Below are 14,158 nucleotides of genomic sequence, written 5' to 3' on the forward strand. Positions count from 1 at the left end.
GCGATTTCTATATTCAATTGAAGCCTGATATTGTATAATGAATGTAAAGCTATTAAATTATATTCATTCTAATTTAGTAATTAATAGAAATGAATTCCCCGAATCCGAAAGGAAGTGTTCAATTATGATGGTAACGCTATTTACTTCCCCAAGTTGTACATCTTGCCGTAAAGCAAAAGCATGGTTGGAAGAGCATGATATTCCATATACAGAACGCAATATATTTTCTGAACCTCTTACAATCAGTGAAATAAAAGAAATTTTACGCATGACTGAAGATGGCACTGACGAAATTATTTCAACTCGTTCGAAGATTTTCCAAAAATTGAACGTAGATGTTGAAAGTCTGCCTCTTCAGAGATTATATGAGCTAATCCAAGAACACCCTGGCCTATTGCGCCGGCCGATCATCATGGATGAAAAAAGACTGCAAGTCGGTTATAACGAAGATGAAATCCGCCGGTTCCTTCCTCGTAAAGTGAGAGCGTATCAATTGCTTGAAGCTCAACGAATGGTGAACTGAAAATAAGCTAAAAGCTGTCCGGCCTTTATGTCAATTCATAATGGATCTTTGGACAGCTTTTCTATATTTATTTCAGTTATAAATCTTGCATTTCCTTGCTAATTAGCATAAACTCTTAACTAATTATCCGTCGCCGGACTTATGAATACAGGCATTAACTTTCTCATATAGTTAAAAACGCGATATAATAAGTAAAGCAACACCGCACGGCTTATGAGGAAGATCCTCTTGGTCCAATTCGAAAGGAGAGGTGTAAAATGGAAATAGAACGCATTAATGATAATACAGTCAAATTTTACATTTCCTATCTCGACGTTGAAGAACGTGGGTTCAGCCGTGACGAAATATGGTTCAACAGAGATAAAAGTGAAGAGCTTTTCTGGGAAATGATGGATGAGGTCAATGAAGAAGCTGATTTTGTTATGGAAGGTCCTCTATGGATTCAAGTCCAGGCAATGGACAAAGGACTGGAAGTTACAGTAACGCGTGCCCAACTTACTAAAGACGGCCAAAAACTTGATATGCCGGATGATATAGAAGAACGCCGCAAAATGTTCTCAAGTGATGAAGCAGCGGCTGCTACTGAATTTGATGAGTTTGAACCTGTTTTCAATGAGCCGGACACTAAAAACCTCAAATACAGTTTTGTTGTATCCGAAGTGGAAGAATTGCTTCCATTGTCACGCCGGTTACAATATGTACCAATCGAAACAGCGCTCTATCATTTTGAAGGGAAGTACTTCCTTCATGTCAGCTTTGATGAAATCCTGCACTCAGATGACGATATTAAAGACCATGTGAGTGTATTTACAGAATATCTTCAAGGTTCTCCTGTGACGATCCATCGTCTGGAAGAATACGGCAAGGAAATATTCAATAAAGATGCATTATCAAACGTGCTTCATTATTTTGGCTAAATATTAAATCTATTGTAAGAAGACCTGAAAGTTTAAGCTCAGCTTATTCTTACAGGTCTTTTTATTTGGGTAAAATGAAAAGTTAAAAAACTGAAAATTAAAATTGTTTAAATCCAGCCTTCCTTCTATAATATAGAAAAAGGAGAGTGGAAGAAATATTAGTCGCCAGGACTGAGGCAGGAAACCTAATTTATTTGACTAATCCTTACAGCGCTAAAGAATTGATAGGTTTAAAGGCAGTTCATCAGTTCTTTTGCCCTGATTGCGGCAGTAAAGTTCTTCTGAAAATCGGGGAAATCAAAATCCCGCATTTTGCCCATAAATCAACAGCTTTATGTGGCAATGGAGAGCCGGAATCTTCACTGCATCTCCAGGGAAAAATGCTTTTACATCAATTCTTTGCAGATAAAAGAATATCAGCTGAACTGGAAACTTATTTACCGGAAATTCGACAAAGGGCTGATGTACTTGTCGAGCGGAAATCAGTCATTGAATTTCAGTGCAGTCCCATCGCTTCAACTGATGTTGTCAGGCGATCTGCAGCTTATTCCCGGCTTGGTCTTCATTTCACCTGGATAGTCGGGATAAAAGAATCCCGTGAGAACAAAATTCAGATTTTGAATATTAAGGAATATCAGAGGGAAATGATTCTTCGTCAAGATCATCTGAGCTATTTACTGCTCCTGAATCCTGCAATGAAACAATTCCAATACTATTCTAATCTCTTCCATATCAGTGGCAGCAGATGGATAGGAAAAGTGGCGTCAATATCTATGGACCTGCAAAGCTATCCTTTTGCGATGCCTAGGCTAATATCGAGAAATGATTTTGACTCTGTTTGTGCGGTGTTTTTGAAAGCCAGGAATGATTTCATCAGGTCACAGTTTTTCGCTAAGAAAAGATATCAGAACCCTTTCTGGATTCTCTGCTATGAACTGGGGCTGGATATGCGGAATCTGCCGCAAATAATCGGTGTACCGATCAGAGGAGCCGAAAGTGTGGCAGGGAATGCTGTTATATGGCAATTGCAGCTGGCTCGGGCTAAGCGCCTTGGCATCTCCTATGAAAACCTGCTTTCTTCCGGCAAAATAAAATTACAGAAGCAGCAAGATACAGATAAGGCATTAAGGGTTTTAAAAGACTATGCAGATTTTCTGGATGAAATGGAAGCTGGAGAATGGATGTCGGCCAAGCAAAGGGACGTGTTATATGATATCTATTGCAAAAGCGTATGAAAATTGAGAAAATAAGATGTAGTTCGACTCCCGAAAGAGAAGGACAAAGGAGGAAATAAAATGGCCAATAAAATACTGAAACGTGAAGAAGTACCGGTTGAACTGACGTGGAAACTGGAAGATATATTTTCGACAGATGAGTCTTGGGAAAGTGAGTTTAAAGAAGTAGCTTCCTTAGCTGAAAAAGCAGGTTCATATGAAGGGAAATTGAAAGAGGGAGCTGAATCCCTATTCGAAGTTTTGACTTATAAAGATGAATTGTCCGAACGTTTGAGAAGATTGTATACATATTCCCATATGCGTTACGATCAGGACACGACCAATTCGAAATATCAGGCGATGGATAGCCGGATCAAAGCTTTATACGCAAAAATTTCTGCGGGCTTATCATTTTTGACGCCTGAAATTTTAGAGCTTGATGAAGATGTTTTAAATAAATTTGTGGAAGAACACGAAGGGCTTAAACTTTATCGGCATGCGCTGGAAGAATTGAACTCGATGCGTCCGCATGTTTTGCCGGCAGAGCAGGAATCATTGCTTGCCCAATTATCTGAAGTTGTCAGCGCTTCTTCGGAAACATTCGGTATGCTGAATAACGCGGATCTGGAATTTCCCGAGATAAAAGATGAAAACGGTGAAACAGTTCAGATTACACACGGCAATTATATCCGATTCCTTGAAAGTAAAGACCGGCGCGTCCGGGAAGATGCATTCAGAGCCGTATACGCTACTTACGGCAAATTCCTTAATACTTTTGCCTCGACATTAGCTGGCACAGTGAAACGCGATAACGTAAATGCCCGAGTACGCAAATACGATTCGGCAAGACATGCCGCTTTATCGGACGATCATATTCCAGAGAGTGTATATGACAATCTTGTGGAAACTGTAAATAATAATCTCCATTTATTGCATCGCTATGCGGCTCTGCGCAAAGAAGTCCTTGGCATCGATAAAGTGCACATGTGGGATATGCACACGCCGCTTGTTAAAGAAGTGAAGATGGAAATTCCTTATGAAAAAGCGACAGACATCATGCTGAAGGGTTTGTCCGCACTTGGTGAGGAATATACAGGAATTGTAGCGGAAGGCATCAAGAACAGATGGGTGGACGTTCTGGAGAACAAAGGCAAGCGGAGCGGCGCATATTCTTCTGGTGCGTATGGAACAAATCCGTATATCCTGATGAACTGGCAGGATAACGTCGATAATCTGTTCACTTTGGCGCATGAATTCGGCCACAGTGTGCACAGCCATTATACTCGCGCGTCCCAGCCTTATGTCTATGGCGATTATTCCATTTTCGTCGCTGAAGTTGCTTCCACTACAAACGAAGCATTGCTGAATGAGTACATGGTGAAAGCCACTGATGATGACCAGGAACGCATCTACCTTCTGAACCACTGGCTTGATGGTTTCCGTGGCACTGTATTCCGCCAGACGATGTTTGCGGAATTTGAACATACTATCCATAAGATGGATCAGGAAGGCGAAGCCTTGACAGCTGACCGTCTGACGGAAGTCTACTATGAGCTGAATAAAAAATACTTTGGTGAAGATGTGGCAGTGGACGAAGAAATCGGTATGGAATGGGCGAGAATCCCTCATTTCTACTATAATTACTACGTTTTCCAATATGCCACTGGGTTTAGTGCCGCGACAGCATTAAGCAAAGGCATCCTTGAAGAAGGGCAGCCGGCTGTCGATCGTTTTATCAATGAATTCCTGAAAGCGGGAAGTTCGGATTACCCGATTGAAGTTCTCAAAAAAGCGGGCGTCGACATGACGTCGTCATCTCCGGTAGAAGAAGCATGTAAAGTGTTTGAAGAAAAACTGATTGAACTGGAAAAATTATTGCTGAAAAAATAGTTTGGCTAAAAAGGAGCCCCAAATCAAGGGGTTCTTTATTTTTTAAGTATATTAATATAATTAAAAATTTCTCGTTCTGCTTACCAATATGACAAATTTGTGAATTTGCTTGTGAATTATTGCATAAACAATTATTCCGTGATAAAGTTAGGTTGTGAAATAAATCACATACAAACATACACCCCTTTGTTTGAGCGTGAACATTTCTCCCATCCCCTTTGTGTAATGAGAAACGCCTGCCGGACGTGGCAGGCGTTTTTCTTTTGGACAAAAATAAGCACGGCGCCTATGAGGCGCCGTGCTTATTTTATTTTCCAAAGAGTTTCGTCGGGAAGGCAGATGCGTTCAACTTTCTGCTGAAGCATCTGTTTTTTCATTTCCCGTTCTGCAGTCTCTGCAGAAATATTATAGATCGAAGCGATTTCTCTTGTCGCTATCGTAGTATATTTTGTGAAAAGCTGTTCAAGTGGTGGCGGCCCCTGTCTGTTCAGTGTGTCAGTGCCGAGCATCTCCTGAAGGATCGTGATATAAGTATCATATGAATGCAATCCTGAAATTTTCAATCCCTCATCTTCAATGCATTCATTGAAGAATACAATGCTTGGGACCTCAGTGATTTCCATCTCTCTGGTAATCTGCAAATCGCATTGGAAAGCTTTTGCAGTATGGACGGAATGGAAGTCTTTTTTGAATTCCTCCTGATCGAGATTAGCATCTTCGGCGATTTCAAGAAGCACCTGATAGGAAGAGACGTCTTTGGTTTTTAGAAAAAGCTGTTCCTGCAGCTTGTGCAGGAATTGATTGCCTGCGCGTTTTCCCTGCAATTCCGCCGCTTTGACGGCCACAGATGCCAGAACAGGATGAGCTAGGCTGTCTGTAGCAATAGAAGACGTTTTTTGATGGCTGTTCAAGCTGAATAATTTTGTGCTCAGAACTACACGCATTGAAAAATAATGGCCATATTCGATCTGGAGCTTCCTCATCACGGATTGGAGTTCCCAGCATTCCGAATTGAGAGGATCTAAGAAAACATACAGTTCCATAGGCTTTACAGGGTTCGGGTTGTCATAGATCTCTTTTGCCAAGTCCAGGTTATTCAAACCATTTCCTCCTCACTGTCCGGTTCATTGACCATATGGTGAGCAGTCAAGACCAGCCGATTATAGAAGGTTTCACGGAATTTCCCGGTCAATCCGATTTCATCCATCGCTTCACTCATACATTCGAGCCATGCCTGGGCACGCTCAGGTGTTATTGGAAAAGGATTGTGTCTAGCTTTTAGTCTGGGATGTCCATGCTCTTCCGAATATATATTTGGCCCGCCAAGATATTGTGTCATAAACTGTTTCTGTTTTCTGGCGGTTTCTGTTAAATCATCAGGAAATATAGGCTTTAGCTTTGGATGCATAGCAACGCGGGCATAGAATGCGTCCACTAATTGAGACAGTCTTTCCGCGCCGATTTCATCGTACGGAAGTATAGGTTTTCCAGTCATCATTATGTCTCCCTTGCTGTAGCTGTAAATTCATTCTAACAACGGAATAGGAATATCTCAAATAAATCGCTTATTCGATTTACAAATTATGTCTGGAGAATGTTTTTATTGAATAATTTTAAGTTCTTTTAACGTTTTTTTGCGGAACTCATGAAACGGGCGATTTTCTTATCGGTGCTTCTGGCGGGTATGCCGGCACCGTCCAATAGGTCTTTGAAAATCTGCTTGCCGGTATCATAATCCTCCACTTCATACTCGAGTTCAAAATCTTCTGTACCGTGGTATTCAGAGTGATCGAGCACCAGCAGTCCTTTCTTGTAGGGAAATTCGATGCGATGGGTCGTTAGACTTCCAAGTCTGATAAGGTTTTCAGGGAATACATCCATTTCTGCCAGTGCTTCTTTAACTTCCGATGCAGCAAATCCGCGGTTTTCAATTATATCTCTCGCCTGGGGCGGATTAAGTTTGTCCGTAATTTCATAATAGCCATTTTCTGCCGGAGTCTTTAACGTGCACTCCATCTGCTGGCCTTTTTCCCGTATGCGAAGGGCGGATTTTTGGTTCCGTAATATATAATCTGTTGTATCAAAATAATGATTGGTTTGAGTGACGGCATCATGTTCTTTATATCCGAAGCGTTCCAATAAATTTATGTATTCTTCACGGGTCAATAAATTCTTGAATTCAATCTCAAGTTCTTTTGTCATTTTCTGCACCTCACTTGATTTTATTATGGGATAATTCCAGTCAAACTGCAACGAATGACAGTGCTGTGTTAAAATATCACTAGATAATGAAAAATTCCTAAGTAAACTGACAGAATAATCAGCACGTTAACGGAGACAGAAGTGGGGGACTGGCTATGGGACAATGGGATCGATTTTTAGCGCCTTATAAACAGGCAGTCGATGAATTGAAGATAAAATTCAAAGGCATGCGCAGACAATATGAAACCGATAATATCAACTCGCCGATCGAGTTTGTAACGGGGCGGGTCAAACCGATAGCCAGTATATATGACAAATCGCTTGAAAAAGGGTTGCCTTTTGAACCGTCAGAAGAACTTGCACGTGAATTACAGGATATAGCTGGAATTCGGATGATGTGCCAATTTGTCGGTGATATTGAAACAGTTGTCGATTTACTTCGCAATCGAAACGACCTGCGCATCGTAGAAGAGAAAGATTATATTTCCAGGGAGAAACAAAGCGGCTACAGATCATATCACGTGATTGTCGAGTACCCTGTTCAAACTATCAACGGGGAAATATGGATATTGGCAGAAATTCAGATCCGGACGCTGGCGATGAATTTCTGGGCATCCATCGAGCATTCATTGAACTATAAATACAAAGGGGTCTTTCCGGATGAAATAAAGCTGCGTCTGCAGCGGGCGGCGGAAGCGGCTTTTCAGCTGGATGAGGAAATGTCGCAGATCCGGGACGAAATCCAGGAAGCGCAGGCATATTTCACTGAATTCAAAGATTCGCCAAGAACCCACTTTCCAGATGGCCAAGAAGGAGGCAGAACAAAGAGATGAAGTATTTCATAATGTCGAGAAGTGACGATTTATCGAATGAATTGATGGACAAAGCACGTGCTTATCTGACTGATTTCGGTATGGAGTGGAACGAAGAGGAGCCTGATATCGTTCTTTCAATAGGTGGAGACGGTACTATGCTGCATGCCTTCCACAAATACTCGGACCAATTATCTTCGGTGGCCTTTGTCGGAATACATACGGGGCATTTAGGCTTTTATGCTGACTGGAAACCGATTGAAATTGAAAAATTGGTGCTGTCGATCGCTAAGAAAGAATACGAAGTCATTGAATATCCACTGCTTGAAACGAGTATCCATTACCGCAATAAAGAAGAACCTGCCGTATATCTGGCAATGAATGAATCGACGGTGAAATCACCTGACGTAACGCTGGTCATGGATGTCTTATTGAACGAAAGCCATTTTGAACGGTTCCGGGGAGACGGACTGTGCATGTCGACGCCATCAGGAAGCACTGCGTATAATAAAGCGCTTGGCGGCGCGATCATCCATCCCTCACTGGAAGCGATGCAATTGACTGAAATGGCGTCAATCAATAATCGGGTTTTCCGTACCGTCGGTTCTCCCCTGATTTTGCCATCGCATCATCGCTGCGCACTCCGTCCAGTTAAAGCGCCGGATTTCATGGTGACAGTCGATCACCTGCAATTGCTTCATAAAGATGTTCGTTCGATTGAATACAGAGTAGCCGATCAAAAAGTGAGATTTGCCCGTTTCCGTCCATTCCCGTTCTGGAGAAGGGTGCATGATTCCTTCATCGACAGCGAGGAAGCCCGATGAAACCGTTCGAATTGAAATATGTTGCCGGACAACAAGGGCTGCTTCGCGAAGCCTTGCACAATTGGGGGATTTCAAAGCGGACACTGGCTTCTGTAAAGTACGGAGGCGGACAGATAACAGTAAACGGCAAAGAAGTGACGGTCAGGCATCCCCTGGAACCAGGAGATGCTGTGACCGTTGTTTTTCCGTTGGAAGAGCTGGGGAAAGGCCTTCAGGCAGAAAAAGGGGATTTAAAGATTGTTTTTGAAGACGACTCTCTCCTGATTGTAGACAAACCTCCATTGCAAAATACGATCCCTTCCCGTGAACACCCATCCGGCAGCCTGGCCAATATAGTAGCGAAACATTTTGAGGAAAATGAAATTCCGGCAACTTTGCATATCGCAACTAGATTGGACCGTGATACCAGTGGACTCGTATGCATTGCGAAAAACCGCCACATTCATCATATGCTGTCGATTCAGCAGCAGGAAAAAAAGATGACCAGACGTTACGAAGCGCTGGTTCATGGTCGAGTGGACCATGAACGGTTTACGATTACAGCACCGATCGGCCGGAAAAATTCCAGTATTATTGAAAGGGAAGTTCGGGCAGATGGCCAATTCGCGGAAACTGAAGTCCGGTTGCTAAAAGTTTTTTCGGATTTCAGCCATGTCCAACTCAAATTAAATACGGGACGCACCCACCAGATACGGGTGCATCTGGCTCATATCAATCACCCGCTTGTAGGCGACGATTTATACGGTGGCAGCAGGGAACTGATCAGCCGACAGGCTCTTCATTGCCGGGAACTGGAAATGATCCATCCGGTAACAGGTGAGGCGCTCAAGTTTAAATCGGCTAACAGGGAAGACATGCTGTCACTTATTAAATAAAGCGGTGAAAGCGGTCAGGCTGGTAAGGCTGACTGGAAGGGACAGCCACCAATTCCTTTTCAGGAAAACGGAATGCAGTCAAGGAACCCCCGAAAACACAGCCTGTATCGATATTGGCGGTTTTATTTATAAGATAAGGTTCCTCGGTAGGTGTATGGCCATAGACGATCCATGGTCCGCCTTTATAGGATTTTGCCCAATCCCTCCGGACCGGCCGGCCATCGGCATGGAATTTGCCTGTTATGTCTCCATAAAGCGTAAACACCGCTATTTTCCTGTTGACGGGTTCGCCGATCATTTCCTGTTTCAATCCGGCATGCGCCACGATCAAATCATCGCGCAACACCAGGTATTGAGGCAGCTCTTCGTAAAACCTGATATATCTTTCGCGGAAATTCTGCTGTTCTTTTTTTGGCATGGACTGCCAATCCGCAATTGTAATTTCAAGGCCGTGTGCCAGCTGGACTTGATTTCCTTTCATGAAGCGGTAGAGTTTATTGCAATGGTTGCCCGGGGAATAATGGAGAATGCCGCGGTCCTGTCTTGCAAAAAGCAATTCCATGACCTTCAGTGAATCAGGACCTCTGTCCATGGCATCCCCGACAAATGCAGGCATCCTGCCATCGGGATGGATATGGATATCGTCATCAAACCGATATCCCAGCTTTTCAAGCAAATCCATCAGCTCATCATAGCAGCCGTGGATATCACCGATAATGTCAAATTTCATAAAATACACCTCATTGCTGAAAATTACACTATACATACTTATAGTGTAACGTATAGACTACTAAAGCGGAGAGTCGCAAATTCGAAAGGAGGGAGCCATGATGCTGGAAGAAAAAACAGTGCGTGACGAAGAGTTGAATGAAGAAATGCTGATGCAATTGATGGAAGAAGGGGATTTGGAGAAATTCAGGGAAGAATTCCTGTCCCACCATCCTTATGACCAGGCAGGATTTTATGAAAAGGCGGAGGTTGAAATCCGTCAAAAGCTGTATGAGTATCTCTCTCCTAAGGAAATGGCGGATATATTCGAAGCGATTGAACTGGATGACGACGAATACGAAAATCTCTTCAAAGAAATGAATTCCATGTATGCTGCAGATCTGCTGTCCTTCATGTACCGGGATGATGCGGTAGACGTATTGAATAATCTCAATAAAAACCAGGTGGCAAGCTACCTGACCATCATGCCTAAAGATTCGGCGAGGGAAATTAAAGATCTTCTTCATTATGAAGAGTACACAGCCGGCTCCATCATGACGACCGAATTTGTTGCCATCCCCAAAAACTCCACTGTGCGGTCTGCAATGAATATCTTGCGGAATGCCGCACCGAACGCGGAAACGATCTATTACGTTTTTGTTATAGATGAAGGAAAACGGCTTGCCGGAATTGTCACATTGCGGGATTTGATCATTGCTGAAGAAGATACACTGATCGAATCCATCATGAATGAACGGGTGGTCAGCGTATCTGTCGGAGAGGATCAGGAAGAAGTTGCCCGCATGATCAAGGATTATGATTTCCTGGCAATGCCTGTTGTGGATTTTCAGGACCACCTGCTCGGCATCATCACTGTCGATGACATTATCGACGTCCTTGATGAAGAAGCTTCAGACGATTACTCCAAACTGGCGGCTGTCTCGGATATGGATAATTTCGACAGAGGGCCTTTCAGTGCTGCTAAAAAGCGGCTGCCTTGGCTGATCCTTTTAACATTTTTAGGGATGCTGACCGCAAATTTGATGGGGATGTTTGAGTCAACCCTGGATCAAGTTGCGCTTTTGGCAGTATTTATACCATTGATTGCCGGTATGGCAGGAAACAGCGGTACACAAGCGCTGGCTGTAGCTGTCCGAGGCATTGCAACAGGGGATATAGAAGAAGAAAGCAAGATGAAGCTGCTCTTCCGCGAAGCGGGTACGGGTCTAATCACCGGACTGGTTTGTGGCGTGGTAGTCGTAGGGCTGGTCTATTTCTGGAAAGGCGAGCTGCTGATCGGACTGCTGGTCGGAACAGCCGTGGCGGGGTCCATTTTTGTCGCTACACTCGCAGGCTCGTTCATCCCGTTATTGATCCATCGTTTGAATATTGACCCGGCTGTCGCATCTGGGCCATTTATAACCACGTTGAACGACATTATTTCCATTTTGATTTATTTGGGATTGGCGACCACATTCCTGAGCAACCTTTAGAAAAGTGTAAATTGCACTTTTCTTTTTTATGATGTAATATTAGTACCAGGTAATAAACGAGTTCAGGAGGAATGACAATGTCCATATCATTGAAAGGCAAAACTTTCGTCATCATGGGAGTGGCCAACAAACGCAGTATCGCTTGGGGTATCGCCCGATCGCTTGACCAATCGGGTGCTAATTTGATTTTTACATATGCAGGGGAGCGGTTTGAGAAATCAGTCCGCGATCTGGTTGCAACACTTGAAGGGAAGCATGAAATCATCTTGCCATGTGATGTTACAAGTGATGAAGATGTTGAAAGATGTTTCAGTGCTATCAAAGAGCAAGCCGGTAAAATTGATGGCCTAGCCCATTGCATCGCTTTCGCTAAAACGGAAGAGCTTGCTGGTGATTTTTCTGAAACGTCAAGGGAAGGCTACTTACTTGCACAAAATATCAGTTCCTATTCACTTACCATCATCTCCAAATATGCCAAACCGTTGATGGCTGAAGGCGGCAGCATCGTTGCGCTGACTTATATCGGCGGTGAACGGGTATTGCCGAATTACAATGTCATGGGTGTCGCTAAAGCCGCATTGGAAATGTCAGTACGCTACTTGGCTGCAGATCTTGGTAAACAGGGAATTCGTGTAAATGCCATTTCTTCCGGACCGATCCGTACGTTGTCGTCCAAAGGCGTCAGCGATTTCAATTCGATTCTTCATGAAATCGAAGAGAAATCGCCGCTTCATCGCAATACAACACCGGAAGAAGTGGGCGATACAGCTGTATTCCTGTTCAGTGACATGTCCCGGGGGATTACAGGTGAAACGATCCACGTGGATAGCGGGTATCATGTTCTTTAAAATTTTTCATTGAGTCCAATGCTACAAAAAAATCCAGCCTCTCTATTAATAGAGGGCTGGATTTTTTATGCGTGAAGATTCTTTTCCATTGTTCTGTGCGGGATTCCTGCGTCGAGGAATTCCGGAGAAGTCACGGTGTAACTCAATTTTTCATAAAAAGGGATGGCATAAGATTGCGAGTTGAGTTTCAGGCTAGACATTCCAGCGGAGCGGGCGTATTTTTCCATCGCTTCCATCATCAGGACACCGACATGCTGTCCACGGAATTCCGGTAATACTGATACCCGCTCAACTTTACCGATGCCGCTTTCGATTTCGCGGATGCGTCCAGCTGCAATCGGCTGTTGGAGATTGTAGCCGACAAAATGTGTCGCTTCGTCGTCATATTCGTCCATTTCGATATGCAGAGGCACTTGCTGCTCATCCACGAAAACCTTGCGGCGGATCTCGAAAGCCTGTTCTTTTTCCAGTTCGGTTTCAGCTATTTTGACTTTCTGCAATTACTCTTCATCTCCAGTCAATCTGAATGTGTCGTAGACTGTCCACGACCCGTCTTCAAGTTTGTATAGGAGATGGAATCGGTCGATTGTTTCCTCATGGTCGATGCCTGCCATTTTCAGCTGTCCGAAGATGTCCGAATGCTCGGAATCAGACAGTTTTTGGGCAATGGTGATGTGCGGCACGAATGAATAATGCGGCATGCCTCCAAAGAAATCGGAATGCAGGTCTTCATGCAAAGCGAGCAGGTCTTGATTTGGTTCAACTTTGAAATAAAGTGTGTTTGTGACCGGCGAAAAAGAACTTACGCGGGTTGCATGCAATTTGAAAGGCTTTTGGCGTTTGGCGATTTTCGCCATTTCTTCTGCAACTTTTTTAATTTCTGTGCCGTCCGCTTCAAACGGTTCCTTCAATGTGATATGAGGGGTGATCAACTCATAGTGGGGATCATACCGTTTGCGGTAAGAATTGGCGATGTCCTGTAATTGTTTTGACGGAAATGCTGCAACACCATATTTCATAAATATGCCTCCTCGTAGGTTAAAGATCTTATCTTATTACAGTATAACAAAAGAATCTTATAAATTGCGAATCCATGTTATACACCGAAGTTTTGGATCAAGGCCCGCTTAAGATCCGGCTGCCAGTATTTCCAGGTATGCTCTCCGTCGAATTCATCATAAAAAAGAGGGAAAGACTTTTCTTTCAATAATTGATGCAGCTCCTGGTTAGGTTTTAGGAAATCGGCTGTCTCGCCGTTGGTTAATTTCACTTCGGTTTCGCCCTTGCCGATTACATGATAGACGGTGAAGGCGTGGGCAGAATTGAAGTTGGACACCGTGTCCATCAGTTCCGGGCCGACTTTAGGGGATTGAAGGATTACACGCCCGAAAATATTCGGATATTTCAATGCGGCCATCATACTGACGGTGGCCGCAAGGGAATCACCGATCAACGTCCGGCCCATCCCCACCTGGTAAGTCGGATACTTTTCATCCAGGAAAGGCACGAGTTCATGCGCCAAAAACCTTAAATAAGCGGCATGCTGTTCTCCGGAAGGCTCATATTTTTTATTGCGGTCATCGACGCTCTTATAAGGAATACCCACAAAAATGATGTTTTCAATTTCACGTTTTTCCAATAACTCATCCACGACACGGGGCACTCTGCCCAACTGGAAATAATCTTTGCCGTCTGATGCGATGACCAGGCTGTATTTGTATAAAGGTGAATAATTATAAGGGAGATATACCAGCAACTGCATGTCTTCCTTCAATTCCTCACTGTAGATAGTGATGTCTTCAACTTTTCCTGTATTCATGAAGAAGCCTCCTTGATGGGTTTTGTATAAAAA

At 43.5% G+C, this 14,158-nt stretch carries 16 protein-coding genes; 9 read left to right on the forward strand and 7 right to left on the reverse strand.

The window, feature by feature from the left end; translation table 11 throughout:
* Positions 1-127 precede the first annotated feature (127 nt).
* From spxA to pepF, 4 genes are all read left to right on the forward strand, one after another.
* Positions 128-523 (forward strand): transcriptional regulator SpxA, encoded by a 396-nt coding sequence (gene spxA / locus CXF70_RS02750; RefSeq protein WP_008429739.1) that lies wholly within the window; start codon positions 128-130, stop codon positions 521-523.
* Positions 524-780: 257 nt separating this feature from the next.
* Complete coding sequence (mecA, locus tag CXF70_RS02755) at positions 781-1,440, forward strand: adaptor protein MecA (RefSeq protein WP_101801445.1); 660 nt, start codon at positions 781-783, stop codon at positions 1,438-1,440.
* A gap of 146 nt (positions 1,441-1,586) precedes the next feature.
* The gene (locus CXF70_RS02760) at positions 1,587-2,675 is read left to right on the forward strand and encodes a competence protein CoiA (RefSeq protein ID WP_101801446.1); all 1,089 of its coding nucleotides are present in this window, start codon (positions 1,587-1,589) and stop codon (positions 2,673-2,675) included.
* A gap of 60 nt (positions 2,676-2,735) precedes the next feature.
* Entirely contained in the window at positions 2,736-4,544 is a 1,809-nt protein-coding gene (gene pepF / locus CXF70_RS02765; RefSeq protein WP_084244740.1) for an oligoendopeptidase F, read from the forward strand.
* Positions 4,545-4,846: 302 nt separating this feature from the next.
* Here the strand turns inward: pepF and CXF70_RS02770 are convergent, their stop codons facing one another.
* The 3 genes from CXF70_RS02770 to CXF70_RS02780 form a co-directional block, all read right to left on the reverse strand.
* The gene (locus CXF70_RS02770; protein ID WP_101801447.1) at positions 4,847-5,644 is read right to left on the reverse strand and encodes a ClpXP adapter SpxH family protein; all 798 of its coding nucleotides are present in this window, start codon (positions 5,642-5,644) and stop codon (positions 4,847-4,849) included.
* Positions 5,641-6,039, reverse strand: coding sequence for a globin domain-containing protein (locus tag CXF70_RS02775; RefSeq protein ID WP_084244744.1), 399 nt, complete (start codon positions 6,037-6,039; stop codon positions 5,641-5,643). Before CXF70_RS02775 ends, CXF70_RS02770 begins: the two co-directional genes overlap by 4 nt.
* 128 nt (positions 6,040-6,167) lie before the next feature.
* Positions 6,168-6,746, reverse strand: coding sequence for a CYTH domain-containing protein (locus CXF70_RS02780; protein WP_101801448.1), 579 nt, complete (start codon positions 6,744-6,746; stop codon positions 6,168-6,170).
* A gap of 155 nt (positions 6,747-6,901) precedes the next feature.
* Here CXF70_RS02780 and yjbM point away from each other — a divergent pair, with 155 nt between their 5' ends.
* Genes yjbM through CXF70_RS02795 form a run of 3 tightly spaced genes read left to right on the forward strand, consistent with a single transcriptional unit; the run spans position 6,902 to position 9,257 of the window.
* The gene (yjbM, locus tag CXF70_RS02785) at positions 6,902-7,579 is read left to right on the forward strand and encodes a GTP diphosphokinase (RefSeq protein ID WP_084244748.1); all 678 of its coding nucleotides are present in this window, start codon (positions 6,902-6,904) and stop codon (positions 7,577-7,579) included.
* Complete coding sequence (locus CXF70_RS02790) at positions 7,576-8,382, forward strand: NAD kinase (protein ID WP_101801449.1); 807 nt, start codon at positions 7,576-7,578, stop codon at positions 8,380-8,382. The genes yjbM and CXF70_RS02790 overlap by 4 nt, the downstream gene beginning before the upstream one ends.
* Positions 8,379-9,257, forward strand: a complete 879-nt coding sequence (locus CXF70_RS02795) for an RluA family pseudouridine synthase (RefSeq protein ID WP_101801450.1) — start codon at positions 8,379-8,381, stop codon at positions 9,255-9,257. Before CXF70_RS02790 ends, CXF70_RS02795 begins: the two co-directional genes overlap by 4 nt.
* Here the strand turns inward: CXF70_RS02795 and prpE are convergent.
* Positions 9,250-9,987 (reverse strand): bis(5'-nucleosyl)-tetraphosphatase PrpE, encoded by a 738-nt coding sequence (gene prpE / locus CXF70_RS02800; protein WP_101801451.1) that lies wholly within the window; start codon positions 9,985-9,987, stop codon positions 9,250-9,252. The genes CXF70_RS02795 and prpE overlap by 8 nt on opposite strands.
* Positions 9,988-10,087: 100 nt before the next feature.
* On the opposite strand from prpE, the gene mgtE reads away from it, so the two are divergent.
* Together mgtE and fabI are read left to right on the forward strand one after the other, a co-directional pair.
* The gene (gene mgtE / locus CXF70_RS02805; protein ID WP_084244756.1) at positions 10,088-11,458 is read left to right on the forward strand and encodes a magnesium transporter; all 1,371 of its coding nucleotides are present in this window, start codon (positions 10,088-10,090) and stop codon (positions 11,456-11,458) included.
* 77 nt (positions 11,459-11,535) lie between these two features.
* Positions 11,536-12,306: an enoyl-ACP reductase FabI gene (gene fabI, locus CXF70_RS02810; RefSeq protein ID WP_101801452.1), complete on the forward strand. Its 771-nt coding sequence runs from the start codon at positions 11,536-11,538 to the stop codon at positions 12,304-12,306.
* A gap of 65 nt (positions 12,307-12,371) precedes the next feature.
* Here fabI and CXF70_RS02815 read toward each other — a convergent pair whose 3' ends face one another.
* The 3 genes from CXF70_RS02815 to CXF70_RS02825 all read right to left on the reverse strand — a co-directional run bounded on the left by CXF70_RS02815 (position 12,372) and on the right by CXF70_RS02825 (position 14,125).
* Complete coding sequence (locus CXF70_RS02815) at positions 12,372-12,806, reverse strand: GNAT family N-acetyltransferase (RefSeq protein WP_101801453.1); 435 nt, start codon at positions 12,804-12,806, stop codon at positions 12,372-12,374.
* On the reverse strand, positions 12,807-13,325 hold the full coding sequence (locus tag CXF70_RS02820) for a YjcG family protein (RefSeq protein ID WP_084244763.1): 519 nt from the start codon (positions 13,323-13,325) through the stop codon (positions 12,807-12,809).
* A gap of 77 nt (positions 13,326-13,402) precedes the next feature.
* A complete protein-coding gene (locus tag CXF70_RS02825; RefSeq protein WP_101801454.1) occupies positions 13,403-14,125 on the reverse strand; it encodes an alpha/beta hydrolase in 723 nt (240 codons plus the stop codon).
* Positions 14,126-14,158: the final 33 nt, after the last annotated feature.

This window comes from Planomicrobium sp. MB-3u-38, assembly GCF_002836425.1.
In the GTDB taxonomy this organism is placed as follows: Bacteria; Bacillota; Bacilli; order Bacillales_A; family Planococcaceae; genus Planococcus; species Planococcus okeanokoites.